28 protein-coding genes are annotated in these 23,971 nt (G+C 64.9%); 15 read left to right on the top strand and 13 right to left on the bottom strand.

The features are described from left to right. Positions 1 to 93: 93 nt before the first annotated feature. From JDO7802_RS16740 to JDO7802_RS16755, 4 genes are all read right to left on the bottom strand, one after another. Positions 94 to 990 carry a DMT family transporter gene (locus JDO7802_RS16740; protein ID WP_055087052.1) on the bottom strand — a complete coding sequence of 299 codons (897 nt, stop codon included), beginning with the start codon at positions 988 to 990 and terminating at the stop codon, positions 94 to 96. A 40-nt stretch (positions 991 to 1,030) separates the two neighbouring features. Then, positions 1,031 to 1,624 (bottom strand): LysE/ArgO family amino acid transporter, encoded by a 594-nt coding sequence (locus JDO7802_RS16745; protein ID WP_055087053.1) that lies wholly within the window; start codon positions 1,622 to 1,624, stop codon positions 1,031 to 1,033. 38 nt (positions 1,625 to 1,662) lie between these two features. After that, positions 1,663 to 2,334 (bottom strand): DUF998 domain-containing protein, encoded by a 672-nt coding sequence (locus tag JDO7802_RS16750; protein WP_245624218.1) that lies wholly within the window; start codon positions 2,332 to 2,334, stop codon positions 1,663 to 1,665. 120 nt (positions 2,335 to 2,454) lie between these two features. After that, the gene (locus JDO7802_RS16755) at positions 2,455 to 3,201 is read right to left on the bottom strand and encodes a YebC/PmpR family DNA-binding transcriptional regulator (RefSeq protein WP_055087054.1); all 747 of its coding nucleotides are present in this window, start codon (positions 3,199 to 3,201) and stop codon (positions 2,455 to 2,457) included. A gap of 86 nt (positions 3,202 to 3,287) precedes the next feature. Between JDO7802_RS16755 and JDO7802_RS16760 the strand changes: the two genes are divergently transcribed. Continuing rightward, positions 3,288 to 3,653, top strand: a complete 366-nt coding sequence (locus JDO7802_RS16760) for a VOC family protein (RefSeq protein WP_055087055.1) — start codon at positions 3,288 to 3,290, stop codon at positions 3,651 to 3,653. 11 nt (positions 3,654 to 3,664) lie between these two features. Here the strand turns inward: JDO7802_RS16760 and JDO7802_RS16765 are convergent, their stop codons facing one another. Beyond that, on the bottom strand, positions 3,665 to 4,294 hold the full coding sequence (locus JDO7802_RS16765; protein ID WP_144430665.1) for a tetratricopeptide repeat protein: 630 nt from the start codon (positions 4,292 to 4,294) through the stop codon (positions 3,665 to 3,667). Positions 4,295 to 4,525: 231 nt separating this feature from the next. On the opposite strand from JDO7802_RS16765, the gene JDO7802_RS16770 reads away from it, so the two are divergent. Next, on the top strand, positions 4,526 to 6,304 hold the full coding sequence (locus JDO7802_RS16770; protein WP_055087057.1) for an SLC13 family permease: 1,779 nt from the start codon (positions 4,526 to 4,528) through the stop codon (positions 6,302 to 6,304). Positions 6,305 to 6,313: 9 nt separating this feature from the next. Here JDO7802_RS16770 and JDO7802_RS16775 read toward each other — a convergent pair whose 3' ends face one another. Beyond that, on the bottom strand, positions 6,314 to 7,168 hold the full coding sequence (locus JDO7802_RS16775; protein ID WP_055087058.1) for an EamA family transporter: 855 nt from the start codon (positions 7,166 to 7,168) through the stop codon (positions 6,314 to 6,316). 99 nt (positions 7,169 to 7,267) lie between these two features. Here JDO7802_RS16775 and JDO7802_RS16780 point away from each other — a divergent pair, with 99 nt between their 5' ends. Together JDO7802_RS16780 and JDO7802_RS16785 are read left to right on the top strand one after the other, a co-directional pair. Then, complete coding sequence (locus tag JDO7802_RS16780; RefSeq protein WP_055087059.1) at positions 7,268 to 8,062, top strand: MBL fold metallo-hydrolase; 795 nt, start codon at positions 7,268 to 7,270, stop codon at positions 8,060 to 8,062. A gap of 5 nt (positions 8,063 to 8,067) precedes the next feature. After that, complete coding sequence (locus tag JDO7802_RS16785; protein WP_055087060.1) at positions 8,068 to 8,994, top strand: AEC family transporter; 927 nt, start codon at positions 8,068 to 8,070, stop codon at positions 8,992 to 8,994. Here JDO7802_RS16785 and JDO7802_RS16790 read toward each other — a convergent pair. Next, the gene (locus JDO7802_RS16790; RefSeq protein ID WP_245624219.1) at positions 8,991 to 9,893 is read right to left on the bottom strand and encodes a transglycosylase SLT domain-containing protein; all 903 of its coding nucleotides are present in this window, start codon (positions 9,891 to 9,893) and stop codon (positions 8,991 to 8,993) included. The genes JDO7802_RS16785 and JDO7802_RS16790 overlap by 4 nt on opposite strands. Before the next feature lie 183 nt (positions 9,894 to 10,076). Next, positions 10,077 to 10,586 (bottom strand): hypothetical protein, encoded by a 510-nt coding sequence (locus JDO7802_RS16795; protein ID WP_055087061.1) that lies wholly within the window; start codon positions 10,584 to 10,586, stop codon positions 10,077 to 10,079. Between the two features lie 135 nt (positions 10,587 to 10,721). Here JDO7802_RS16795 and gatB point away from each other — a divergent pair, with 135 nt between their 5' ends. The 4 genes from gatB to JDO7802_RS16810 are packed head-to-tail and all read left to right on the top strand — an operon-like array spanning position 10,722 to position 12,999. Continuing rightward, positions 10,722 to 12,236 carry an Asp-tRNA(Asn)/Glu-tRNA(Gln) amidotransferase subunit GatB gene (gatB, locus tag JDO7802_RS16800; RefSeq protein WP_055087062.1) on the top strand — a complete coding sequence of 505 codons (1,515 nt, stop codon included), beginning with the start codon at positions 10,722 to 10,724 and terminating at the stop codon, positions 12,234 to 12,236. Between the two features lie 3 nt (positions 12,237 to 12,239). Then, complete coding sequence (locus JDO7802_RS16805; protein ID WP_055087063.1) at positions 12,240 to 12,476, top strand: hypothetical protein; 237 nt, start codon at positions 12,240 to 12,242, stop codon at positions 12,474 to 12,476. Beyond that, positions 12,466 to 12,615 carry a hypothetical protein gene (locus tag JDO7802_RS18350; RefSeq protein ID WP_187298170.1) on the top strand — a complete coding sequence of 50 codons (150 nt, stop codon included), beginning with the start codon at positions 12,466 to 12,468 and terminating at the stop codon, positions 12,613 to 12,615. The genes JDO7802_RS16805 and JDO7802_RS18350 overlap by 11 nt, the downstream gene beginning before the upstream one ends. 57 nt (positions 12,616 to 12,672) lie before the next feature. Continuing rightward, entirely contained in the window at positions 12,673 to 12,999 is a 327-nt protein-coding gene (locus JDO7802_RS16810; RefSeq protein WP_144430667.1) for a DUF4177 domain-containing protein, read from the top strand. A 15-nt stretch (positions 13,000 to 13,014) separates the two neighbouring features. Here JDO7802_RS16810 and JDO7802_RS16815 read toward each other — a convergent pair whose 3' ends face one another. After that, a complete protein-coding gene (locus JDO7802_RS16815; RefSeq protein WP_055087065.1) occupies positions 13,015 to 13,851 on the bottom strand; it encodes a LysR family transcriptional regulator in 837 nt (278 codons plus the stop codon). Between the two features lie 347 nt (positions 13,852 to 14,198). On the opposite strand from JDO7802_RS16815, the gene JDO7802_RS16820 reads away from it, so the two are divergent. Beyond that, complete coding sequence (locus JDO7802_RS16820) at positions 14,199 to 15,059, top strand: alpha/beta hydrolase (protein ID WP_055087066.1); 861 nt, start codon at positions 14,199 to 14,201, stop codon at positions 15,057 to 15,059. A 20-nt stretch (positions 15,060 to 15,079) separates the two neighbouring features. Here the strand turns inward: JDO7802_RS16820 and JDO7802_RS16825 are convergent, their stop codons facing one another. Then, entirely contained in the window at positions 15,080 to 15,346 is a 267-nt protein-coding gene (locus JDO7802_RS16825) for a BolA family protein (RefSeq protein WP_055087067.1), read from the bottom strand. 88 nt (positions 15,347 to 15,434) lie between these two features. Between JDO7802_RS16825 and JDO7802_RS16830 the strand changes: the two genes are divergently transcribed. Further along, positions 15,435 to 16,049, top strand: coding sequence for a J domain-containing protein (locus tag JDO7802_RS16830; protein ID WP_055087068.1), 615 nt, complete (start codon positions 15,435 to 15,437; stop codon positions 16,047 to 16,049). Positions 16,050 to 16,062: 13 nt separating this feature from the next. Here the strand turns inward: JDO7802_RS16830 and JDO7802_RS16835 are convergent, their stop codons facing one another. After that, positions 16,063 to 17,232 (bottom strand): T6SS phospholipase effector Tle1-like catalytic domain-containing protein, encoded by a 1,170-nt coding sequence (locus tag JDO7802_RS16835; protein WP_055087069.1) that lies wholly within the window; start codon positions 17,230 to 17,232, stop codon positions 16,063 to 16,065. Positions 17,233 to 17,369: 137 nt separating this feature from the next. On the opposite strand from JDO7802_RS16835, the gene JDO7802_RS16840 reads away from it, so the two are divergent. Next, positions 17,370 to 17,654 (top strand): DUF2188 domain-containing protein, encoded by a 285-nt coding sequence (locus JDO7802_RS16840; protein WP_055087070.1) that lies wholly within the window; start codon positions 17,370 to 17,372, stop codon positions 17,652 to 17,654. Between the two features lie 44 nt (positions 17,655 to 17,698). Here the strand turns inward: JDO7802_RS16840 and JDO7802_RS16845 are convergent, their stop codons facing one another. Continuing rightward, positions 17,699 to 18,115 carry a YbaB/EbfC family nucleoid-associated protein gene (locus JDO7802_RS16845; protein WP_055087071.1) on the bottom strand — a complete coding sequence of 139 codons (417 nt, stop codon included), beginning with the start codon at positions 18,113 to 18,115 and terminating at the stop codon, positions 17,699 to 17,701. Between the two features lie 140 nt (positions 18,116 to 18,255). Between JDO7802_RS16845 and cobS the strand changes: the two genes are divergently transcribed. Next, positions 18,256 to 19,242 carry a cobaltochelatase subunit CobS gene (gene cobS, locus JDO7802_RS16850; RefSeq protein ID WP_055087072.1) on the top strand — a complete coding sequence of 329 codons (987 nt, stop codon included), beginning with the start codon at positions 18,256 to 18,258 and terminating at the stop codon, positions 19,240 to 19,242. Between the two features lie 42 nt (positions 19,243 to 19,284). Here cobS and JDO7802_RS18735 read toward each other — a convergent pair whose 3' ends face one another. Next, a complete protein-coding gene (locus JDO7802_RS18735; protein ID WP_275934865.1) occupies positions 19,285 to 19,419 on the bottom strand; it encodes a hypothetical protein in 135 nt (44 codons plus the stop codon). 252 nt (positions 19,420 to 19,671) lie between these two features. Between JDO7802_RS18735 and cobT the strand changes: the two genes are divergently transcribed. From cobT to JDO7802_RS16865, 3 genes are all read left to right on the top strand, one after another. Beyond that, positions 19,672 to 21,546: a cobaltochelatase subunit CobT gene (gene cobT, locus JDO7802_RS16855; RefSeq protein ID WP_055087073.1), complete on the top strand. Its 1,875-nt coding sequence runs from the start codon at positions 19,672 to 19,674 to the stop codon at positions 21,544 to 21,546. Positions 21,547 to 21,782: 236 nt separating this feature from the next. Continuing rightward, complete coding sequence (locus tag JDO7802_RS16860) at positions 21,783 to 23,561, top strand: aminopeptidase P family protein (RefSeq protein WP_055087074.1); 1,779 nt, start codon at positions 21,783 to 21,785, stop codon at positions 23,559 to 23,561. Positions 23,562 to 23,619: 58 nt separating this feature from the next. After that, positions 23,620 to 23,961: a DUF427 domain-containing protein gene (locus JDO7802_RS16865; protein WP_055087075.1), complete on the top strand. Its 342-nt coding sequence runs from the start codon at positions 23,620 to 23,622 to the stop codon at positions 23,959 to 23,961. Positions 23,962 to 23,971 lie beyond the last annotated feature (10 nt).

Consider the following 23,971-nt stretch of genomic DNA (forward strand, 5'->3'; position numbering starts at 1 on the left):
GAATAGAACAAAGTCTGAACATGGCCGTCAGATGGAGCCATCTCGAGCCCTTCGCAACGCCTAATCTTAATGAAGGTTAACGATCCGTTAAGATCAGTGCTTCGTCGCCACGTAGTTTGGCGTCATGCCACGTTTCAGCCGTGCTTCGCGCCAAGCGATGAAACTGACCGAGGCAATGATGATCGCGGCCCCCAGGATGACGAAGGCATCGGGCGGCTCCGCAAAGACTGCCCAGCCCAGCAGAACCGCCCAGACCATCTGAAGGAAGGTCACCGGTTGCGTCACCGAAATCGGGGCGGACGCGAAGGCCCGTGTCATGGCGTAGTGGCCGGCCTGCGCGAACGCCGCGACCAAGAACATCCACGCCAGGTCGACACCGGTCGGCGTGACCCACACCGCCCAGGCAAACGGAGCCAACCCGACCGTGACCGTGATCGACAGCATCGCGACGACGACGGGGGCGGAATGACGGTCCGACAGCGGCTTGGCGAACAGATAGCTCGCCCCGAACAGCGCGGCCGTAACCAGCATCGCGACATGCCCGGTCTCGACCTCCCGAAAGCCGGGTCGCAGGATCACGACGACCCCGCAAAGCGCCGCAAGGACCGCAAGGATCCGGCGCAATGCCAGCCGTTCGCCCAAGAAAACCGCGGCCCCCAGCGTGACATAAACCGGGTTGAGGTAGTTCATCGCCGTCACCTCGGCGATGGGGATCTGCGTCATGGCATAGAACCACAGCATCACGGCAATCGTATGCGCCACCCCCCGTCCAGCGAACAGCCCAAGGTCGCGCGCGCCGATCCGCGCCGCCCTGAGGTGCCGCATGAAAGGGATCAGAAAGACGAGGCCCAGAAGATAGCGCAAGAACGCCGCTTCGGCCGCGGGCAGGTCTTGGCCCGCGTGTTTCACGACCGCCGTCACCGCAATGAAGCACAGGCCAGTGGCCATCATCCAGAGAATACCCTGAAGCGGGCGCGTCGGTGCGGTCATGCCCCAGCCTTGAGGTGGTTCGGGGCCGTTCGCAAGCCTCTCATCCCAGCATGAGGCCCGCCGCGATGACCCACATCACCACCGCGATCCCCGCATCCAGCACCCGCCACGCCGCTGGCCGCGCAAACAGGGGTCGCAACAAAGCCGCGCCATACCCCAGCGAGAAGAAGAATGTGAACGAGGCGATCACCGCGCCGGCACCGAAAAGCTGGGAGGATGCCGCCTGCGTCGAGATCGAGCCGAGCAACAGGAGCGTATCGAGGTAGACATGCGGGTTGAGCCAAGTCAGCGCCAGGCACGTCGCGACCGCGCGTCCAAGACTGCCTGCTGCCGCACCGGGATCCAGGGCAGTCGCGCCGCGCCAGGCGGACAGGGCGGCGCGGGCACCATAGACGAGCAGGAACGCCGCCCCGCCCCACCGAAAGACCGGCACGATCCACGGGACCGTGTCGACCAACACACCGAAGCCCGCCACCCCCGCCACGATCAGCACCGCGTCGGACAGCGCGCAGGTCAGCACGACGGCCAGGACATGATGCCCCCGAAGGCCCTGTCGCAGGACGAAGGCGTTCTGGGCCCCGATCGCGAGGATCAGCGAGACGCCGAGGGTAAAGCCGGAGAGAGCGGATAGCATCCGTGCAGATGGACCCAAGCCGGTCCGATTGGCAATCGTCAGCTGTGGCCGTACTCTTCCTTCACCGCATGCGCCCGGCACAGGAAGGTCCACGCCAGCGCATAGACGAAGATGAAGGTCTGCAGCCCCAGAAACCGCTCATAGAGGCCGTCGATCTCGGTGGACATGAACAAGAACACCGGGGCGGTCGGAACCCAGATTATGGTGACGCCCTTGGCGATGCGCCCCGCGAGGGGTCGGATCGCCGCCATGCCGGCGGACATGCTCCACGGGATGACCGCGAAGATCACGTAGAGCCCGAGGACGAGGTAGATGTGGATATGCCACGTGCTGTCGTCACCGTCGCCATATTCGTTGCGCGCCCCGATCAGGAAAACGATCAGACCGGCGGCAATCAGGCCGTAGATCCCAAGGCTCCACCCCCGACCGCCCAGATGCGCGTGGGATGCGGCCACCGCGCAGGCGATCAATGTCGCGGAATAGGCGTAGATGCCGATGTCGACGATGAATTCGTACCGGCCCGCGCCCAGGTCGCTGATCGTGTCGGCGATCCAGTCGTGGTCGGGCACCACGAAATCGGCGATCAGGATCGAGATCGCGAAGATGACGGGTCCGGCGAAGGCGATCACGGCCATTCCGCGCAGGATGTGCGGATGCTCCATCAGCGGTGCGCCGGGGCTGTCGGGGGTTTCGTGTGGGGATCTGGCCATGGGACGCTCCATCTGTGCGGAGCCAACGGCGGGTGCCGCTGCCGGGTTCCCAAAGCTAAAGGATCGACCGATGGAGCCGATCCAAAAACACTTTAATTACAGTGAATTACGACGCGACGTTCATTCGTCCAATTGTGCCATCACATCATCGCTGGCTTCGAAATTGGCGGTGACGTTCTGGACATCGTCGTCGTCTTCCAGCGCGTCCAACAGCTTCATCAGCGATTGCATCCCCGACAGGTCCAGCTCGGTCGTGGTGGTCGGTCGCCAGACCAGCTTGGACGTTTCCGACTCCCCCAGCTGTTCTTCCAGCGCGTTGCTGACGACCGACAGGTCGGTGTCGGCACACCAGACGACGTGGCTTTCTTCATCCGACTCCACGTCTTCGGCCCCGGCTTCGATGGCGGCCATCATCAGGTCGTCGGCGCTGCCGGTCGCGGCGGGATAGATCACCTGCCCCTTGCGATCGAACATGAAGGCGACGCTTCCCGTCTCCCCCAGGTTGCCGCCGCTTTTTGCAAAGATGGACCTGACGGAAGATGCGGTGCGATTGCGGTTGTCGGTCATCGCCTCGACGATGACGGCCACGCCGCCGGGGCCGTACCCTTCATAGCGGATTTCGTCGTAATTCTCGGTGTCGCCGCCCGTGGCCTTGTCGATGGCGCGCGTGATCACGTCCTTGGGGACGGACGACGATTTCGCCTCCTTCACGGCAAGACGCAGGCGCGGGTTCTTTTCGGGGTCGGGGTCGCCCATCTTGGCGGCGACCGTGATCTCTTTGGCCATCTTGGAGAAGAGCTTGGCCCGCAGTTTGTCTTGCCGGCCCTTCCGGTGCTGGATGTTCGCCCATTTGGAGTGTCCGGCCATGTTTCTCGCCCCCATTTCGTGCTATGCTCGCGGTGTCGCGGTATATGTCGGGCCGCCCCGCGCCCGCAAGCCCGGAGGTCTCACGGATGCGCATCGAACGGATCACACCTTTCGTCATGACCGCCGATCTGGATGCCAGCATCGCCTTTCTGGAAGGTCTGGGCTTCGACTGCGGGTTCCGCGGGGACGATCCAGGCTATGCTTTCATGCGGTGCGACGCTGGGGCGATCCGCCTGCTGGAAACGGATGCGGACCTGACGGATACGCGACGCGAACAGATGGTCTATCTCGACGTCGACGACATCGACGCCTTCTGGTCGCAACGCCGCGCTTTCATCGAGACCCTGCCCCCGGCCCAGTGGCGCGCGCCCCTCGATCAGGCCTACGGCCAGCGCGAGGTGCATGTGATCCACGGGCCGACCCTGTTCCTTTTTGGACAGGCGATTGGCTGACGCGTCTGACCTCAGCCCTCCGGCAGGTATTTGACGAAGATGGCCTTCATCCATCGTGTCCTCGGGCTATCGGGCTGCAGCGTCAGGATGTGGTCCATATCAGCGATGGCCCGCACGATATAGTCGCGGTCCCCACGTTTCTCGAAAAGGGTCCCGTAAATCATGGCGCGGCGTTCGAAATAATAGGGCCTGGGCCGAGCGGCGGTCGCTTCGATAATTTCGATCGCCCGAGTGATATCGGCCAACGCCAGGTCAAGTTCGCTGCGCGACAGATCGAGCCTATTCTTTCTTTTGAAAGTCACGAATGCCCTGTTGGCATAAACGGACGGGGACGCATCGCCCCTCGCCTCGATCACTTCGGTAAAGTCGGTGAACGCTTGGGCACGATGGTCGTCCGTCGTTCCGATATCATAGAGCGTGAGACCGCGTATGCCGACGGCCCCGATGCGATCTTCGGCCAATGTCACATGATCGTCGCAGGCGGCCAACTGCGCTTCGGTCGTCAGGTCCAGCTCAGAGGGATGCGCCACCCCTTCGATACATCCGCGCATCGCCACGATTTCCGGCGTGACTTCGAAGGGCGGTATGATGTTCAACTCCGCATGGGCCGGGTTATGCGACACGATCAGAAGGCAGGACACTAGGCGAAGACGGCGTAGGCAGGGCAAATGGTCGAGGATTGGGACCCTGCGGCGAAAATCGTTCTGTTCCATGTGCCAACCCTTATCCGGTCCGTGCGGCGAGATCCGGGCCAAACCGTGATATTGTTCAGACATCGCCGACCGGGCCCCTTCTACGCCATATCGATCACCAGCGTTTGCGCGCCGCGCACGGGCGGCATAGACCGAATGCATTCCGCAGCCGGAGCCGTCATGACCACCGATCAGATCATCCTCTTCACGCTCTTCGGGGGCGTCTTCGTGATGCTTCTGTGGGGACGGTTCCGATACGATATCGTGGCCTTTTCCGCCCTTCTGCTGGGCGTCATCCTGGGCGTCGTGCCCAAGGCCGACGCATTTTCCGGGTTCGGGCATCCGGCCACGCTGGTCGTCGCCCTGGTTCTCGTCGTCTCGGCCGGTTTGGTGCGGTCGGGGGCGGTCATGCTGATCACGCGCACCATGATCGACAGCTCCCGCAAGTTGGGCGCGCATATCACGATCATGGGGGCCATCGGCGGCGTCCTGTCTGCCTTTATGAACAACGTCGCGGCGCTGGCCCTGCTGATGCCGGTCGATATCGCCACCGCACGCAAGGCCGGGCGCAAGCCGGCGGCCACGCTGATGCCGCTGTCGTTCGCGACGATCCTGGGCGGCATGATCACACTGATCGGGACGCCGCCGAACATTATCATTGCGGGCATCCGGCAAGATCAACTGGGTGAGAGTTTCGGCATGTTCGACTTCGCGCCCGTCGGCCTGGTGACGGCCGGGGCCGGTCTGGCGTTCGTGGCGCTGATCGGTTGGCGGCTGATTCCGCGCGTCGACGATGGCGCGCAGTCGGGCGTCACGTCCGAGACGGCGAACTTCGTCGCCGAATTGACCGTGCCCAAGGATCATCCCCGTATCGGCGACACGCTGAGCGACCTTTACGATGTCGGCGACGAGACGGGGGTGCAGGTCATGGGTCTGATCCGCGACGGAAGGCGCATGTTCGGCAGCGGGCGCAACGTGTCGATCCGGGAAGGCGACGCGCTGATCCTGGAAGCCTCGCCCGAGGCGCTGGACGAATTCCGCGCATCAGAAAACCTCGATTTCGCCGACGGCCGCCGCATGACCCTGCTGGAGGCGGCGGAACACGGTCTGTCGCTGATCGAGGTCGTCGTGACCGAGAATAGCCGCATCAACGGCAAATCGGCGCAAAGCATCGGTCTGGCGTGGCGACAGCGCACCGTGCTGATGGGGATTTCGCGGCGCGGGCGCCGGATCACCGATCGGCTGCGCCGCGAAAAAGTCCGCACCGGCGATATTCTTTTGCTGCTGACACCCGCCGATTGCTCGGAAGAAGTGGTCACCTGGCTGAACGCCCTGCCGCTGGCCGACCGGGGCCTTGCCGTGACCGAAAACAAAAAGATCTGGCCTGCCGCCCTGCTGTTCGGCGGCGCGGTCCTTCTGGCCAGTTTCGGGTTGATCGACCTGACCGTGGCGCTTGGCGTGGTCGTCGTCGGCTATGTCGTCACCCGTATCGTGCCGCTGGCCGAACTCTACGACCACATCGAATGGCCCGTGGTGGTTCTTCTGGGGTCGATGATCCCGCTGGGTGCCGCGCTGGAAACCTCGGGCGGCACGCAACTCATCGCCAATCTGCTGACCGATCTGACGACGGGTCGCCCGCCCTGGGTCGCGCTGCTGGTGCTGATGGTGGTCACCATGACGCTGTCGGATGTGCTCAACAATACGGCAACGGCCATCGTCGCCGCCCCGGTCGGCATCCAGATGGCGGCGACGCTGGGCGTGAACCCCGATCCGTTCCTGATGGCTGTCGCGGTCGCCGCGTCCTGCGCGTTTCTGACGCCCATCGGGCACAAGAACAACACGCTGATCCTTGGCCCCGGTGGGTACAATTTCGGTGACTACTGGCGCATGGGCCTGCCGCTGGAGATCATCGTGATCGCAGTCGCCGTTCCGTCGATCCTGTTTTTCTGGCCGCTTTGACCCGGTGGGTCAGGGCCGCACCAGACGCAGGAGCGCGGCCCCCGCGATCGTGACCAGTGTCGACGCGACCTTGGCAAGGTCCAACCGTTCGCCCAGCAGGCCGACCCCGATCAAAAGTGCAAAGACGATCGATGTCTCCCGCAGGGCCGTGACCAGCGCGATCGGCGCCTGGGTAAAGGCCCAGACGACGATGCCATAGGCCACATAAGACGCGGTCCCGCCCAGCAGACCGTGGGTCATCGTCCGCCGGTCGCGCGACAGACGGCGCAACAGGCCGGGCTTGGTCGCGGCCGTCCAGACGACGAACAGAACGGCATTGCCCAGCGCAGCCCAGGTCCAGTACCCCAGCGCCGTGCCCGCGACCCGCGCGCCGATTCCGTCGACCAGCGAATAGGCCGCGATGAAGCATCCGGTGCCCAGCGCCATCGCCACCGCCCGCGGGTTGCGCCCACCGTCCGCCCGGCGCACCAGTGCGATCGACAGGATGCCCGCCGCGATCAAACCGACCGCCAGCATCTCGGCCCCGGTCAACACAACGCCCAGCGCGCCAATGGACACCAGCGCGACGATCAGCGGCGCGGAGCCCCGCGCGATGGGATAGACCTGCGTCAGATCGCCCACGTGGTACCCCGCGATCAGGAAAAGCTGATAGCCAAGATGCAGAGCGATGCCCGCCAAAAGCCATGTCAAGGCCGCCGCGTCCGGCAGCGGCACGAACGGCAGTACGATGAGGACGATCGGCAGATGGCCCAGAACCACGCCCGTCATCGCGGCGTGCTTGTCCGATCCGCCCTTGACCAGGGCATTCCAGACCGCGTGGAGCAGGGCCGCCAAAAGAACGGCAAGGAAGACCGGGGTCGTCATCGGCGCAGCCTAGCCGAGCCGCGCCGCGCGCCACAAGCGCCATCGGCGATGCGCCCGCGCCCCCTTGCCCCCGCCCGCCCGCCCGCGCATGAAGTGCCCATGACGCTACGCTTCACCATCCTCGGCTGCGGGTCGTCCGGCGGGGTCCCGCGCTTGGGCGGTCACTGGGGCGATTGCGATCCTTCGGAGCCGAAGAACCGCCGCCGCCGGTGTTCGATGCTGGTCGAGCGCAGCGGGCCGGACGGCCTGACCCGCGTCCTGATCGACGCGTCCCCCGATATGCGCGCGCAGCTGCTGGATGCGGGGGTCGGCGCGCTGGACGGTGTGGTCTTTACCCACGCACACGCCGATCACTGCCACGGCATCGACGATTTGCGAATGATCGTCTTCAACCAGCGGGCGCGCCTGAACATCTGGGCGGACGATCCGACCTGGGCCGACCTGGCGCAACGCTTCCGCTATGTGTTCGAGACGCCGCAGGGGTCATCCTATCCTCCGATCCTGACGCGCCACGCCATCGATGGCCCGGTGCGCATCGATGGGGCGGGCGGCGCGATCACCCTGCATCCGGTCGAAGTCGGGCACGGCGACATTCGGGCCCTTGGATTCCGGATCGCGGGACTGTGCTATATGCCCGACGTCAACACCATTCCGCCGGAGGCGGAGCTGCTGATCTCTGGCCTCGATGTGTGGGTCCTCGACGCGCTGCGCCGCACGCCGCACCCCTCGCATTTGTCTTACGCCGAAGCGCTGGCCTGGTTCGACAAGATGACGCCCGCGCGTGGCGTGCTGACAAACATGCACATCGACCTCGACTGGGCCACGGTCCAGGCGGAAACCGCGGCTCACATCGACGCCGCCTACGACGGTATGGTGATCGAGCTGGAGGACTAGGGCCGATGCTCGATGTTCTTGCCGTCACGGTCCCGGTCTTTCTGATCATCGGGGCGGGGTATCTAGCGGTCTGGCGGTCGCTGTTCACTCAGAGCCAGGTCGACGGACTGATGGTCTTCACGCAGCGCTTCGCGATCCCGTGCCTGCTGTTCGGCGCGATGGTTCGGCTGGACCTGAGCGAGGGCTTCGATTGGCGGCTTCTGGTCAGCTATTATTCCGGGTCGCTGGTCTGCTTTGTCGCCGGCATCCTCGGCACGCTTCTGTGGCTCAGGCGCGGAGCGGAGGATGCGGTGGCCGTCGGCTTCGCGGCGATGTTCGCCAACACCGTCCTGCTGGGCTTGCCCATCGCCGAGCGTGCCTATGGCAGCGACAGCCTGGCACCGAACTTCACCATAATCGCGTTCAACGCGGCCTTTTGCTACCTGATCGGCATTTCCGCGATGGAAGCGGTGCGCGCGGGGGGCAGCGGGTTCCTGGGCGGGATGCGGACCGTCGCACGCAAGATGTCGACCAATTCGCTGATGATCGGGGTGGCCCTCGGGTTGGCGGTGAACCTGACTGGCCTGTCCCTGCCTGACCCGCTGGCAGAGGCCATCGACCTGATCGCCCGCGCGGCCCTTCCCGCGGCCCTGTTCGGGCTTGGCGGCGTCCTTGTGCAATACAGGCCCGAAGGCGACGCGCGCGGTATCGTGCTGTGTTGCGGGATCGCGCTGATCCTGCATCCGGCCTGGACCTGGGGCATCGGGACGGTTCTGGGGTTGGGCGAAGGCCCGTTCCGCGCGGCCGTTTTGACGGCGGCGATGGCCCCCGGCGTCAATTCCTACCTTTTCGCGGCAATGCACGGCCGCGCCGTTCGCATCAGCGCATCGTCGGTCCTGATCGGGACTGCGGCATCGGTCGTGACGGTGTCGGGCTGGCTTTTGCTGCTCTAGCCGTCGATCGGGGCAGCGGTGACGCGGTCGGATGCGAAGTTGGCCGGATGGGTCCGCGTCAGGAAATCCTTGTCGAGCTCCCAACTGACGAACAGCGGCACCTCGTCGGCGGCACCCGCAGGCTCGCCCAGCCATTCGGGCCGTTCGACGGGCCGCATCGACGCGTGCAGGCCGTTGCAGAACGGCTGGCTCACCAGCCAGCGACGCATATCCTCGCGCTTGCGCGACGAATGAAACGGACCCCAGTCGGCGGCCACGCCCCGCATCCCCTGGCTAACGACACCGTCGCGCGGCACGGTCCGGTTCAGGATACGCACCGCACAGGCCATGTTGAGCGCGCCGTCCTTGAGCGCATCCCCGGTCCGCGCCTCGCAGCCATAGCCGCGCGCCGTCGCGGGCAGGATTTGGACCAGACCGTACCACAGCCCGCCGCCGCCCACGGCCGTGGGCCGATAGGTGCTTTCGTGCTTGGACAACGTGGACAGAAGACCGGCCCAGAACGCCTTCCGCTCCCATTCGCCGCTGTCGGCATAGGCGGGACACCACTGCTGAATGTCGCGCGGGACGGTTTCGACCAACCGTTCGCCATGATTATCCAAGGCCCGCATCGCCGCCGCCGTCCAGCGGGAGGAGCCGCGGATGTGATCCCAGCGAAGATCGGGAAGGTCCTGGACCTGCGGCCGCGATCTGGGCAGGGCGGAGGTCGTCGGCGCAAGGCCGGATTTCCGCGGCGTGGCCAGCGACATCGTGCTGAGCGTCGTGGTCAGCGCGGCGCTTTGCGTTGTCGGGACCGCGATCTCGGGTGTCGGACGAATGTCGGCACTTGCGACACCTGCGGCAAGACCAAAAATCGTGGCGAACGCGGTCACACGCGTCAGCCGCGTAGATCGATTCGTCATATATGCACCCCCCGGAGCGGACTTGAATTCACTGAAACGAACCATGCCTTGTGGGACAAAGCCGTTTCAACACTAGATATAGCGGTCCTGAACACTTGGGACAGGTGGCAGCCGATCCCGGACCTCGGGTTTCGTATCACTTCGGTCCAAATCGGCAAAGCGCCCGCCCGGCGGGGCGCGACATCACGCCGATAGAAGCGATCGTCCGGCGGCGCGAAGAAGCGCTTGGGCATAAATTTGATGCAGCGGCAGCAGCGCCCGCGCGGCGATCGGCAAATGACCGTTCCGCGCCACGACGACCGATCCGAAATGAAGGCGCGTGCCCCGTTCGAGCGACACAACCGCCAGCCACGACATCGTGTATCCACCCAGATCGGTCAGCCAGATCTGGTTCGCCGACCGCCCCGAGACCGACCAGGCGGCGAACCTGTCCGACTGGTTATCGGCCAGACGCGCGACGTCTTCGTCGGTGATCTTGCGCCACAGGGCTAGTCGAAGCACGCCGCGTTCCGCACGGAACAGGCGTGTCGCGTAGAAGGCCGCGATGAACGCCTCCAGGCGCACCGTCCGCGCAATATCCAAGGTATAGCAATCGGTATAGGTCCCCGGCACGTCCGCCGCCCGTGCGATCAGGCTCCAATCCGGCAGATCGGTCTTGCGCAACCGTCCATGCACTGTGTCGGAATCGACCACGACAAATCCTCCTACAGGTCTTTGCAACCCTGCCCCGCATCGCGGGACCCCGTCGCCGGCCACGGTGACGCACCCGCGTCTTGCCCCGCAGGCGGGCGGGGCGTAAACCGCCCCTGTTCCAGACCGGAGGCCCCCATGCTCGACACCCAACTGCCCACCCCGAAGCCCCGCGTCATCGCCGGCGAGACGCACGACTGGGAATTGGTCATCGGGATGGAGGTGCACGCGCAGGTGGCATCGAAGGCCAAGCTCTTCTCGGGCGCCTCCACCACCTTCGGGGCAGAGCCGAATTCCAACGTGGCGTTCGTGGATGCGGGCATGCCCGGAATGCTTCCCGTCATCAACGAATTCTGCGTCGAGCAGGCGGTGCGCACGGGTCTTGGCCTGCACGCCGAAATCCATCTGAAGTCGGCCTTCGACCGCAAGAATTACTTCTATCCCGACTTGCCGCAAGGCTATCAGATTTCGCAACTCTACGAGCCGATCGTGGGTGAAGGCGAAGTTTTGGTGGAGCTGGGCGACGGAACCGCGCGCCGTGTCCGCATCGAGCGCATTCATCTGGAACAGGACGCGGGCAAGTCGATCCACGATATGGATCCGTCGATGTCCTTCGTCGACCTCAACCGCACGGGCGTTGCGCTGATGGAAATCGTGTCGCGCCCCGACATTCGCGGCCCCGAAGAGGCGGCCGCTTATGTCACCAAGCTGCGTCAGATCATGCGCTATCTGGGAACCTGCGACGGCAACATGCAGAACGGCAACCTGCGCGCGGATGTGAATGTCTCGGTCTGTCGCCCCGGCCAGTACGAAAAATACTGGGAGACCCAGGATTTCGACCACTTGGGGACCCGCTGCGAAATCAAGAACATGAACTCCATGCGGTTCATCCAGGCCGCCATCGATGTGGAGGCCCGGCGCCAGATCGCGATCCTGGAGTCCGGTGGCTCCGTCACGCAGGAAACCCGGCTCTACGACGTCGAGAAGAACGAGACGCGGTCCATGCGGAGCAAGGAGGAGGCGCATGACTATCGCTACTTCCCCGACCCCGATCTGATGCCCCTGGAGATCGAGCAGGCCTGGGTCGACGACATCGCCGCCACCCTGCCCGAACTGCCCGACGCCAAGAAGGCGCGTTTCGTCGCCGATTTCGGCCTATCGGATTACGACGCCAGCGTGCTGACCGCCGACACGGACGCCGCGAAATACTTCGAGGCGGTGGCCGCGACGTCCGGCAACGGCAAAGCGTCGGCGAACTGGGTCATCAACAACCTCTTCGGCAAGCTCAAGGAAGACGAGAAGGACATCGAGGAGAGCCCGATGACGCCAGCCCAGTTGGGCGGGATCCTCAAGCTGATCGAGGCGGGCGACATTTCCGGCAAGATCGCCAAGGACCTGTTCGAGATCGTCTATGTCGAAGGCGGCGATCCGGCGCAGGTGGTCGAGGCGCGCGGCATGAAGCAGGTCACCGACACCGGTGCCATCGAAACGGCGGTGGACGAGATCATCGCCGCCAATCCCGCGCAGGTCGAAAAGGCACGGGAAAACCCCAAGTTGGCGGGATGGTTCGTCGGACAGGTGATGAAGGCGACCGGCGGCAAGGCGAACCCGGCCGTGGTCAACCAGGTCGTGAGCGCCAAGCTGGGCCTTTGAGCGGTGCGCCAGCGCGACACACTGCTGGTCTGGAACGAAAGGGTACGGCTTTTCGCGGGCTTTCTCAACGCGCTTGCCCTGGGTCTGGTGGGCTTTGCGGTGCTGCGCCCCTTGACCGAAGACGTCGCCCTGCTTTCGGGCCTGTCGGCAGGCTGGGCGGCGGTCGGGCTGGCAATTCACGTCGCGGCACACTATGTTATGGGACAGTTGAAGAAGGAGGACGTACCCGATGACTTATGAAATCGCCGTGCCGATCTTCGCACTGGCCATCGCCATCATCGGAGCCGGCTACTTCAAATGGGCCGGTGACCGGCTGGAGGCACGCCTCGACGCGCGCGATGCCGAACGCCGCAACAAGCGGGATCATCCTGCCGAATAGGGTGTGACGTCGTCAAACCTCCGGGCTTTGACCACATTGCTGCCACGACTACGGTTCATGCCACGTAGTATGAGCCAAATGCCGCAAATCTCCGATGTCATATACGAATACGACGTCATTCCCGCGCCCAAAAAGCCGCAGCGCATCGCTGGCCTGACCCGCGAGGATGACCGCGTCGCCCACGAACTCAGCGAACTCTTCAATGATATGGCCGTCGAAGGCTGGGAATACGTGCGCGCCGATACCATCAACATCGACGACGTGACCGGGATCGCCGGCAACGTGCCCAAGGCCCACACACTTCTGGTCTTTCGCCGCCCGCTGATCCTGCCTGCCGTGCCGACGCAGCGCGACGCCCTTGTGCTGGCGGATCGCATCGCCTGATCGAACGGCGACGGCTCAGGCCCCGGCGCGGGTTTCCAGATATCCCCCGATCGCATCCAGCGCCGCCCGGATCGGCGGTTCATTGCGTGCGTCGTGGTGGGCGACCAGCCACTGCGCGCTGCGCAACTCCGCAATCGGGTCGGACAGGCGCATCAACCCCTCCATTCGATCCCCGGCAAAGGTCGGCAGGACGATGCGCCCGATCCCCGCGCGGGCAAGTGCCGCGGCAAGATGCGGCACGTTTGCGCGCGTCACGATCTGCCCGCTGTGATGATCCGCGACCCAGCGGCTCGACGGGGTGACGGGCGCGGTTTCCGCAGGACCGATCCAGCCTTCGATCGTCGCATCGCGGCCATAGACGGCGTAGTCGACCGTGCCGATCTGACGCCCCGCCAGCCATGGCTGATCCGGGCGTCGGTTGCGCACGCCGATGTCGACCTCGCGCCGCGCGATATCCAGGTCGAGGTCGCAATAGATGAATTCTGGCAGCCAGGTCGCTTCGGGTGTCCAGAACCGTGCCAGCCGTTCCGCCAGATCGGCCGCGGTCCAGGTGCCCGCCGAAATCCGCACCGGGACCGGCCCCTGATCGCGGGTGCGCCACTGGTCGAGTTGCCGCGCCGCCTCCTCCATGTCGCGGGCCCTGTCGGCCAAAGCACGGCCCTCTGCGGTCAGCGCATAGCCCTCGGCCCCATGCCGGAACAGATGCCGGCCCATCGACGCCTCGAAGGCCTTCATCCGGCGGCTCAGGGTCGCAGGGCTGACGCCCAGGGCTTCGGCCGCACGGGCCAAGCCCCCGGCCCGCGCGATGGCCGAGAAATAAGCGATGTCGTTCCAGTCAGGTCCGGTTTTCATTTTTGAAACCCTACTCCCGGTTCCGGGCGGTGAACAGCGGGCGGTCGGGACGATACTTTCGACGTGTTCGCAAAAGGAGCAATTCGATGACACCGATCCTTCGTCCCCTCCACCTGCCCGACCAGCCACGGACCGGCTATGCCATGGAACGTGCTCGCGTCGACGCCCGCCTGCGCCAGATGCGTCGCCGCGCGCGACGGTGCCGCGCCATGCGGTTGCGTCGGGCCTTCCTTCGTGCAGGCACCAATAAGCTAGCGGGTCTTCGGACTGTCCTATCCGTCCGCAGGTCCCGATTTCGCGATCTGCTTCATCCGCGCTAGACTGGCTCCCCACAACTGGAGGATGCCATGATCACCGTCGTATCACACCGCCTTGATCCCGCGAACGGGAAGCCGCCGTTCCACGGCACGCTGACCGCCGGCAGCGCCCCGACCCTCGGCCTGATCCGCCGTGAACGCTGGCTTCCGACCGTCGCGGACCATAGCGGCGACGGCTCTGTCCTGATCCTCGTGCATGGTTACAACACGCCGCGAGAGCGCTTCTACGAGCGTCTGCTGGACCTCGCGCCTCGGATGCGGGCGGAAGGCTTCACGGGGGCTTTCGTGGGATTTGACTGGCCCGCCGGTGGAAATCCGTTCGGCTATGACGGCGACCGGACGCGCGCCATCGCGGCCGCACCGCGTCTGATGAACGATGTAATCCGCCCCCTGGCCCGCCAGTTCGGCGCGGCGCAAACCCACCTGCTGGCCCATTCCATGGGGAGCTTTCTTACCATCCGCGCCCTGCGCAGCGGCGCGCCGGGCGGACAGCTGCTGGGGCACGCCATAATGACTGCGTCCGATGTCGACCGGGATGCGCTGGCACCGGGCCGGTCCGCGGGCGACGTCCTCGCCGCCCGCGCCCGCCGCCTGACGCATTATCACAATACGCAGGACGAGGTGCTGGCTGTGCCCGGCACGGTGGTCAACGGCTTGCGTCAACGCTCGGGGCGCCGTGGCCTGCCGGCCCGCCGCTACTCGACCCATCAGGATGTGCATTGCACCGACCACTACGCCGAACAAAGGCGCGGATCCGGGCTTACGGATGCGGCTCTGTTTCAGTTTTCGCATGGCTGGTGGTTCGAGGACGACACATGGGTCGCCGACGCGGCCCAGACACTACGCCGCGACCCGGCCGCCGACCAACCGCACAGCCGCGAGTTGGCCTGACCGACCCGCGACAGCCCGGCCTAGCCCGCCTCCCCCGTCGACAAATCCATCGACAGCGCATGGATGGTCTGCATCACATCCCCCAACGCCGCATGGACCATGCGATGCCTTGCCAGCCGCGATTTGCCAGCGAAGGCATCCGACGCGATGACGACGTGCCAGTGGCTTTCCCCGGTGCCGTCGTCGCCCGCGTGGCCCGCGTGTTTACCGCTCTCGTTGCGGACTTCCAATGCAGTCGGAGACAGCGCCCGTGACAGCCGCTCGTGGATGGTCGTTTCCATGGTCATGGATTTTTCCTCTCATTTGGGCGTCAAGCCCTTCCCTCTGCCGCTGCAATGACTAATCTCTGACGCCTCAGGACGTAAGGGGTGTGCCATGACCAAGAACGACCCGTTCAACTTCGACATGCGGGTGTCGACGGCGAAGAAGCGCAACCCACGCGGCAAGCGCGGCATGTCGGGCGCGGTCGATACGTCGACGCGCGTGTGCGAACATGAGGGCTGCGAAGAGGGCGGCAAATACCGCGCGCCCAAGTCGCGCGACACGAAGGATGACTACTACTGGTTCTGCAAGGATCACGTGCGCGAATACAATTCCAAGTGGTCCTTTTTCGACGGCGCGACCGAAGCCGAGTTGGCCCGGCAAGCCGGGGCAGACGAACGTCCGACCCAGCCATTCAAGAAGACCATCGAGGAACGGGCCTGGTCCCGACTGGGGATCGAAGACGCGCATCAGGTGCTGGGCGGCAATGCCACGCGCAATCCGGGTCGCGGCGTCGTGGGTCGCAAGCTGCCCCCGACCGAGCGCAAGGCCCTGGATATCCTGGAGGCGAAGGACGATTGGGACAAGGCCGCGCTGCGCAAGGCCTACAAATCGCTCATCAAGGTGCTGCATCCCGACATGAATGGCGGCGATCGCAGTCAGGAGGAGCAGCTGGGCGAGGTCGTCTGGGCCTGGGATCAGCTGAAGGACAGCCGCAACTTCAAGTGATGCGGCGCGCCATTCAGCGGCGTCCCGGATCCTGCCATTCGTTCAAATAGGATGCCACCGGCTTCAAGGGTTCAGGCCGGTAAGGCTTGAACCCGTCGCCTTTGGCCTCGAACGCCCAGCGTTGGCGGGCCGGCAGGCTGACATCCTCAAACCGACCGACCGGGTCGCGCGGCGCGCCGTATTTGCGCATCAGCCCCGCGACCAGGCCGCCGCTGGGAACGGTATGATTGTGCAGCGGGGCCATCGGATCGCCTTCGGTCCGGATCGTCTTCGCCACCATCGGGTCGAATCCCAACCCGCTGGCCCGCGCGCCGTCCATCATCCAAGTCAGGGCATTGGCGCTCAGCCCCGTCAGGTCGCCGCCCCCGCCGACCGACCCGTGATCGCCCGCGAAATACTGTTGCAGATATGGCGGATCGTCATGACCCGCGTTCAGCGTTTCCAGATTGGTCCAAAGCGTCGGGCGGAACGACTTGCGCGTCTCGTCCAAAGCCACTGCATGGCGGGCGGCGCGGACCATCGATGTAAGACCCGTATCGTGGAAGGCGTATTTGCGATTGAGAAGCGGGGCGGCGGTGAAATGCCCCGGCACGCCCAGCGCGCCCACCGTGTCCCAGACCCCCAGATAAGTGATGTCGAATGGCACCGCCGATGTGGCACCGAATTCGGCGTAGACGGCCGCGTCGTCCGGATCGACAAGGAACCACGGCGCGAACCGGGCCCGCCATTCCGCATTGCGCCGCTGCCGCCGCTCCGCCGTTTCGATCCGTTTCTGGGAATAACGGCGCACGGCTTCGGGAATACGGTCGAGGTCGGCGCGCGCCAGAAGCCCGGTAAAGCGGATGAATCCCACAAGCGACCGGGCCGTGAACGCCCCCCGCGAAAAGCCGAAGACATAGACCTCATCGCCCGGCTCATAAAGGAACACGAGGTGGCGATAGGCCTCCATCACGTTGGCCATCAGCCCGAACCCCAGCGCGCCGCCCAGCCAGCGGTCCATTGCCTTGGACAGGCCGGTGACGCCGCGTCGCCCGGTTCCCACGCCTTCGACATAGATCGGGACCTGCACGCGCCCGTCGTCCCCCTGCGGCGACAGCGCCTGACCCAGCCGGACCACGTTGGTGGGAAACGGCGCCTCGGCCGCGTTCCATGTGCCGTCGCACAGAATGACGATGCGTTTCATGACGTCATCATATCACGGAATCGGTCGCCGTGGTCGCGCAGTTTTCACGATGCCCACCGGAATCGGTTCGCAAATTCTTGGAACCGTCCCGATGCCCCGGGGCTTCAATTGTACAGATCCAGACAGGAGACCTGCAAATGTCCGAGAATTATCACCTGACCTACAGCGCCGAAAACCAACAATGGACGGTCAAGAAGGAAGGCGGCAGTCGCCCGTCGGATCAGTTCGAGAGCCACTCCAAGGCCCTGAAGCGTGCACGCGAACTGGCGCGCAACAATTCTGTGAACCTCATCTTGCATGACGAAGATGGCAAGATCACCGGAACCGAGACGGCCGAAGACCTTGAGAGCACCGTCATGTCGCGCCTTGCCGACAAGGCGGAAGGCGCGATCAAGACGGTGACCGGCGCGCTCAAGCGCTGACCCGATCCAGGAGCCCCCGGCGTCAACCGGGGGCATCCACATCTTCAGCGGTCGGGCAGCAGCGACCCGATCAGGTCCATCAAACTGCGCGGCGGAGGCAGATCCCCGGTGAGACCCTTCAGTCGCGCGCTCGTCTGCGCCTTGACCTGCAAACGGGCGTCTTCCACCGCCGTCAGGATCATCTCCTCCAGAACAGCGACCGGTCCATCGGTCAACTGCGGGTCGATCTTGACCGACCGCAGCCGCCCCGTCCCGTCGCAGGTCGCCTTGACCAGACCATCCGCGGCCTGCCCCTCGGCTTCCAAAGCGGCAAGATCCTCCTGAAACTGCGAGGCTTTGTTTTTCATATCCGTCGCCCGTGCGACCAACTGATCGACGCGTGCGCCGGCGGGCGTCCCCGCTTCGCTCCCATCGCCTGTTTCGGGGCTGTCTACGGCTTTTGGCGTGTCTTTGTCGGCCATGTCGTTCTCTCCTGTTCGGGACAGAGGCCAACTCGGCGTTCGGGGCGGGGGTTCCGGCGGGCAGCCCCCGCGACACCCTTTCCCTTGCGACCCGAAAGGATATGTTGCAAGCGGGCGGGCGGACACGAAGGAGACATCGGATGGCTGACGGAACGACCGACATGAACGCACTTCCGACCAAGGACCTATCCGTCCGCGAGTTGTTCGGCATCGACAGCGACATGACCGTCAAGGCGTTCGAGGCCCCGTCCGAACGGACGCCCGCAATCGACCCGACCTACAAATTCGATCCCGATACCACATTGGCCATTCTGGCCGGGTTCGGCTGGAACCGTCGCGTGATGATCCAAGGCTATCACGGCACGGGCAAATCGACCCACATCGAGCAGGTCGCCGCCCGGCTCAACTGGCCCTGCGTGCGCGTCAACCTCGACAGCCACATCAGCCGGATCGACCTGATCGGCAAGGACGCGATCCGTCTGAAGGACGGTGTGCAAGTTACTGAATTCCATGAAGGCATTTTGCCCTGGGCGCTGCGCAATCCGGTTGCCATCGTGTTCGACGAATACGATGCGGGCCGCGCCGATGTGATGTTCGTGATCCAGCGCGTGCTGGAAACCGACGGCAAGCTGACCCTAATGGATCAAAATACGATTATCGAGCCGCACCCCAGCTTCCGCCTGTTCGCGACGGCCAACACCGTGGGTCTGGGCGATACGACCGGGCTTTATCATGGCACCCAGCAGATCAACCAGGCGCAGATGGACCGCTGGTCCCTGGTCGCGACGCTCAACTATCTTGAGCATGACGCCGAGGCGGCCATCGTCATCGCCAAGAACCTGTCCTACGACACGACCGAGGGCCGCCAGACCATATCGCGCATGGTCACCGTCGCCGACCTGACGCGCACGGCCTTCATGAACGGGGACCTGTCGACCGTCATGTCGCCGCGCACCGTGCTGGCCTGGGCCCAGAACGCCGAAATCTTTCACGACGTCGGCTATGCCTTCCGCCTGACGTTCCTGAACAAATGCGACGAGCTGGAGCGCCAGACCGTCGCCGAATTCTACCAGCGGTGCTTCGACGAGGAATTGCCGGAAAGTGCGGCAAGCCTGAGCCTGGGGTGATGATGGGCACCCCTGCCGACACGTCGGCAGGGGACGTCCGGTTTATTTGACCTTCTTGCCCGACACGACGACGGCCCCGCGAATGGCACCCGCCTCACCGACAAAGGGCCCCTTGGGCTTTTCCTTCTTCGGCTTCTTCACTTCCTTGTTGCTTTTCTTGTTGTCGCCCTTGCCCATGGTCGTCCTTTCGACGCGGTCCCGGGCGCAAGACGCCACCGCCGCATCACGATGTGAATAGATGAATCAGGGTTGCCCGGATCCCGTGGGTCTGGGGCGATGATCCCGGCCCCGTGTCCCGATTTTGCAGGGGTCGAGGCGTGAAAGAACGCTACGCCGCCCCGAATTGAACGACAAGCGGCATCAACCGACGCGACATCACGGCGCGCCAGCACCATTGCTCCCGTTCCTTCCGAATGGTTTATCACTGATATGAACAAGCCCACCGACAACCCCGCCGATCCGTTCAAGAAAGCCTTGGCCGAAGCGACCAAGACCATGGCTGACGACACCGATCTGGCCGTCACCTATTCCGTCGACCCGCCGGGGCAGACGAACGACAGCCTGCGCCTGCCGCAGGTGTCGCGCCGAATGACACGCGACGAGGTTCTGCTGGCGCGCGGGACGGCGGACGCCTTCGCCCTGCGCCACCGCCACCACGACACCGGCGTGTCCGCCAAGTACATGCCGCAGGGCAACATGGCGCGCGACCTTTACGATGCGATGGAAACGGCCCGCTGCGAGGCGGTGGGCGCGCGCGCCATGCCTGGCACCGCGGGTAACATCGACGCCAAGATCGCGACCGAAACGTCGCGCAAGGGATACGGCGACGTGACCGACAAGGCGCAGATCCCGTTGGCCGCCGCGATGGGATATTGGCTGCGCCAACAGGCGACAGGGCGTGATCTCCCAAATGGGGCAGCGAATGCCGTCGACCTGTGGCGCGGGTTCATCGAAGAATCCACCGGCGACCGATGCGACAGCCTTGCGGACGTCTTGTCCGATCAGGCCGCCTTCGCACGCTTGGCCCGCCAGCTTATCCAGGATCTCGGCTACGGCGATCAGCTGGGCGATGACCCGGATATGGAGGACGAGGATCAGGAGGACGAGGGCGAGACTGACGAGGAGGAGCAGGACGCCGATTCCACCGGCGATGACGAGGAGAACGAGCAGGACGACGAAGCCTCCCCCGAGCAGTCGCAGGATCAGCAGGACGACCCGTCGCAGGCCCAGGTGTCGATGGACGACATGGCCGACGAAGAGATGGGCGAAGAGGCCGAGATGCCCGACAGCGATGAGCACGGGGACCCGCCTGCCCCGCAGCCCGTGTCCGACGCCGACCCGAACTACACCGTCTATTCCGACGCCAACGACGAGATCGTCGGGGCCGAGGAGCTGGCCGAACCGGCCGAGCTGGAACGCCTACGCGCCTATCTCGACCAACAGTTGGAGCCGCTCAAGGGGGCCGTGTCGCGTCTGGCCAACAAGTTGCAGCGCCGCCTTCAGGCGCAACAGAACCGATCGTGGGAGTTCGACCTGGAGGAAGGTATTCTCGACGCCGGGCGCCTGGCCCGCGTCGTCGCCAACCCGACCACGCCGCTGTCGTTCAAGATGGAGCGTGACACCGAATTCCGCGACACCTGCGTCACGCTGCTGCTCGACAATTCCGGCTCCATGCGCGGGCGGCCCATCTCCATCGCCGCAATCTGCGCCGACGTGCTGGCGCGCACGTTGGAACGGTGCGGCGTCAAGGTGGAAATCCTGGGCTTCACCACCCGTGCCTGGAAGGGCGGGCTGGCGCGTGAAGCCTGGCTCAAGGACGGCCGGCCCGCCACGCCGGGCCGCCTGAACGATTTGCGCCACATCGTGTATAAATCCGCCGATGCGCCCTGGCGCCGGGTGCGCCCGAACCTCGGCTTGATGATGAAGGAAGGCCTCTTGAAGGAAAATATCGACGGCGAGGCCCTCGAATGGGCCCACCGCCGCGCGATTGCCCGGCCCGAGGCGCGCAAGATCCTGATGGTCATTTCCGATGGTGCCCCGGTGGACGATTCCACGCTTTCGGTGAACCCCGCCAACTACCTCGAGAAGCATCTGCGCGACGTGATCGCCATGGTCGAGAAGCGCCGCGCCGTCGAACTTCTTGCGATCGGCATCGGCCACGACGTCACGCGGTACTACGACCGGGCCGTCACGATCACGGACGTGGAGCAATTGGCCGGCGCTATGACCGAACAGCTTGCCGCGTTGTTCGACAGCGATCCGCGCAAGCGCGCGCGGGTGATGGGGATGCGCCGGGCGTCGTGACGGGGCACGTCTGGCAACGGCAGATGCCTCCGGCGGGGATATTTGAGAAACGGAGAATCGGATCCGCCCCGTCCCCCGCCGGAAGACCGGGAAGGGATGGGGCTTCTTCGTTTACGATCATCGGCTTCCCAGCCTGTACCGCTCCAGCCTTCTGACGGAAACGTCCTAAGAAACGGTTTCCCGCTTCTCCGTTTTCCAAATATCCAAGACACACCGTTTCCCCGCACGAGGCCCCCATGTTCCAGACCTTCGACGTCACCGCCCGCCCCGAAGCCGCCGCCCCCCGCGTGGCCAAGCTGCGCGATTGGATGGCAGATCAGAATCTCGACGCCTTCCTCGTGCCCCGCGCCGACGCGCATCAGGGTGAATACGTCGCCCCCCGCGACGAGAGGATGGCCTGGATCTCCGGCTTTACCGGATCCGCCGGCTTCGTCGTCGTGCTACGCGACCGGGCGGCCGTGTTCACGGACGGGCGCTACACCGTGCAGGTCAAGGCGCAGACTGACTCCGACGTGTTCGAAACCGTGAATTGGCCCGCGACCGGTCTGGCCGATTGGCTTCCGGACGCGCTGCCCGATGGGGGGCGTGTCGGCTTCGACGCGATGCTGCATCCGGTCGATCAGATGAAGTCCCTTTCTGATCTGCCGGGGATCGACTTCGTGCCCTGCGCCAACGGTGTCGATGCGGTATGGGACGACCGGCCGGACGCCCCCGCCGCCCCGATGACGGTCTACCCCGAGGCGCTGGCCGGTCGGTCCGCCGCCGACAAGCGGGCGGACATCGCGGCCACATTGCCCGGCCATGGTGTGGACGCGGTGCTGACCAACGCACCCGAAGCGGTCGCCTGGCTGCTGAACATTCGCGGCGGGGACATTGCGCGCACGCCGATCCCGCAGTGTTTCGCCGTCCTGCACGCCGATGCCTCCGTCGACCTTATCTGCGACCCGCCCAAATCCGAGCCTGTCCGCGACCATCTCGGCCCCGACGTCCGCATCTGCGCCCCGTCCGATATGCCGTCGCTGCTCGCGGGGTTGACCGGACCGGTCGGTTACGATGCGGCCAGCTGTCCCGTCGGTCTGGCAGAAATGCTGTCGGAGGGGCGCGCCATCTCCGACCCGTTCGCCCTGCCCCGTGCAATCAAGACCGACGCGGAGATCACCGCCACGACCGAAGCGCACCTGCGCGACGCTGCCGCAATGGTCCGTTTCCTGCGCTGGCTGGATCAGGATTGCACCCCACAGACGACCGAAATCGACGTCGTTACCGCCCTAGAAGGGTTTCGCCGCGAAACCAACCAACTGCGTGACATCAGCTTCGAGACGATTGCCGGGTCCGGTCCGAACGGAGCCATCGTCCATTACCGCGTGAACACGGAGACGAACCGCACCCTCGACACCGACAGCGTCCTCCTGGTGGATTCCGGTGGCCAATACCTCGATGGCACGACCGACATCACCCGCACCATTCCGCTGGGTCAGCCGCCGCAAGACATCGCCCGCGCCTTCACCCGCGTCCTGCAGGGCATGATCGCCGTCAGCCGGGCACGGTTTCCCGTCGGCGTCGCCGGCGCGCATCTGGACGCGCTGGCCCGCGCGCCGCTGTGGATGGAGCATCGGGACTATGACCACGGCACCGGGCACGGCGTCGGCGTGTATCTGGGTGTCCACGATGGTCCGGCCCGTATCAGCCGGGCCAGCACGGTGCCGTTGAAGGCCGGCATGATCCTGTCGAACGAGCCTGGATATTATCGCCCTGGCGAATACGGCATTCGGATCGAAAACCTGATCGTCTGCACGCCCGCCCCGCGCCCCGACGGCGGCGACGACCGCGACATGCTGCGGTTCGAAACGCTGACCCTCGTGCCCATCGACCGGCGTCTTATCCAGACCGATCTTCTGTCGGGCGACGAACGCAACTGGATCGACACCTATCATGCGACAGTCGCCGCGCGGATCGGGCCCCGCGTCGACGGATCGGACCGCACGTGGCTGGATAATATGTGCGCGCCGCTGTGACCTTCCCAACCGACAGCGGTCGGGTTACGGTCCGCGCCTACCCACGAGGAGTGCCGAAATGACCAAGATCACCGTGACGCCCGCCACCGGCACATGGACCGTCCGCAGCGACGATGGCGTCATCGTCGAAAGCAAGAACGCCCTGTCCCTGGTCGAAGGCGACCGCCCGTTCGTCATCTATTTTCCACGCGAAGACATCGCGATGGCCCTGTTCGAGCGGACCCAGACGACCACCACCTGCCCGCACAAGGGCACGGCCGCCTATTACAGCTATGTCGGCCAGTCGGGCACGCTCAAGGACGTGGCCTGGACCTATGAAAACGTCATCAACGACGACGCAAAAGCTGTCGAAGGGCACATGGCGTTCTATGCCGGCAAGGTGACGGTCGAGCAGATCTGATATCCGGTGC

Origin of the sequence: Jannaschia donghaensis (genome assembly GCF_001403795.1) — a bacterium.
Taxonomy (GTDB): domain Bacteria; phylum Pseudomonadota; class Alphaproteobacteria; order Rhodobacterales; family Rhodobacteraceae; genus Jannaschia; species Jannaschia donghaensis.

Excerpts from the sequence above, each read along its gene's own strand:
- JDO7802_RS16740 (WP_055087052.1), bottom strand. The coding sequence starts at position 990 with ATGACCGCACCGACGCGCCCGCTTCAGGGTATTCTCTGGATGATGGCC.
- JDO7802_RS16745 (WP_055087053.1), bottom strand. The coding sequence starts at position 1,624 with ATGCTATCCGCTCTCTCCGGCTTTACCCTCGGCGTCTCGCTGATCCTC.
- JDO7802_RS16750 (WP_245624218.1), bottom strand. The coding sequence starts at position 2,334 with ATGGCCAGATCCCCACACGAAACCCCCGACAGCCCCGGCGCACCGCTG.
- JDO7802_RS16755 (WP_055087054.1), bottom strand. The coding sequence starts at position 3,201 with ATGGCCGGACACTCCAAATGGGCGAACATCCAGCACCGGAAGGGCCGG.
- JDO7802_RS16760 (WP_055087055.1), top strand. The coding sequence starts at position 3,288 with ATGCGCATCGAACGGATCACACCTTTCGTCATGACCGCCGATCTGGAT.
- JDO7802_RS16770 (WP_055087057.1), top strand. The coding sequence starts at position 4,526 with ATGACCACCGATCAGATCATCCTCTTCACGCTCTTCGGGGGCGTCTTC.
- JDO7802_RS16775 (WP_055087058.1), bottom strand. The coding sequence starts at position 7,168 with ATGACGACCCCGGTCTTCCTTGCCGTTCTTTTGGCGGCCCTGCTCCAC.
- JDO7802_RS16780 (WP_055087059.1), top strand. The coding sequence starts at position 7,268 with ATGACGCTACGCTTCACCATCCTCGGCTGCGGGTCGTCCGGCGGGGTC.
- JDO7802_RS16785 (WP_055087060.1), top strand. The coding sequence starts at position 8,068 with ATGCTCGATGTTCTTGCCGTCACGGTCCCGGTCTTTCTGATCATCGGG.
- JDO7802_RS16790 (WP_245624219.1), bottom strand. The coding sequence starts at position 9,893 with ATGACGAATCGATCTACGCGGCTGACGCGTGTGACCGCGTTCGCCACG.
- gatB (WP_055087062.1), top strand. The coding sequence starts at position 10,722 with ATGCTCGACACCCAACTGCCCACCCCGAAGCCCCGCGTCATCGCCGGC.
- JDO7802_RS18350 (WP_187298170.1), top strand. The coding sequence starts at position 12,466 with ATGACTTATGAAATCGCCGTGCCGATCTTCGCACTGGCCATCGCCATC.
- JDO7802_RS16810 (WP_144430667.1), top strand. The coding sequence starts at position 12,673 with ATGCCACGTAGTATGAGCCAAATGCCGCAAATCTCCGATGTCATATAC.
- JDO7802_RS16815 (WP_055087065.1), bottom strand. The coding sequence starts at position 13,851 with ATGAAAACCGGACCTGACTGGAACGACATCGCTTATTTCTCGGCCATC.
- JDO7802_RS16820 (WP_055087066.1), top strand. The coding sequence starts at position 14,199 with ATGATCACCGTCGTATCACACCGCCTTGATCCCGCGAACGGGAAGCCG.
- JDO7802_RS16825 (WP_055087067.1), bottom strand. The coding sequence starts at position 15,346 with ATGACCATGGAAACGACCATCCACGAGCGGCTGTCACGGGCGCTGTCT.
- JDO7802_RS16830 (WP_055087068.1), top strand. The coding sequence starts at position 15,435 with ATGACCAAGAACGACCCGTTCAACTTCGACATGCGGGTGTCGACGGCG.
- JDO7802_RS16835 (WP_055087069.1), bottom strand. The coding sequence starts at position 17,232 with ATGAAACGCATCGTCATTCTGTGCGACGGCACATGGAACGCGGCCGAG.
- JDO7802_RS16840 (WP_055087070.1), top strand. The coding sequence starts at position 17,370 with ATGTCCGAGAATTATCACCTGACCTACAGCGCCGAAAACCAACAATGG.
- JDO7802_RS16845 (WP_055087071.1), bottom strand. The coding sequence starts at position 18,115 with ATGGCCGACAAAGACACGCCAAAAGCCGTAGACAGCCCCGAAACAGGC.
- cobS (WP_055087072.1), top strand. The coding sequence starts at position 18,256 with ATGGCTGACGGAACGACCGACATGAACGCACTTCCGACCAAGGACCTA.
- JDO7802_RS18735 (WP_275934865.1), bottom strand. The coding sequence starts at position 19,419 with ATGGGCAAGGGCGACAACAAGAAAAGCAACAAGGAAGTGAAGAAGCCG.
- cobT (WP_055087073.1), top strand. The coding sequence starts at position 19,672 with ATGAACAAGCCCACCGACAACCCCGCCGATCCGTTCAAGAAAGCCTTG.
- JDO7802_RS16860 (WP_055087074.1), top strand. The coding sequence starts at position 21,783 with ATGTTCCAGACCTTCGACGTCACCGCCCGCCCCGAAGCCGCCGCCCCC.
- JDO7802_RS16865 (WP_055087075.1), top strand. The coding sequence starts at position 23,620 with ATGACCAAGATCACCGTGACGCCCGCCACCGGCACATGGACCGTCCGC.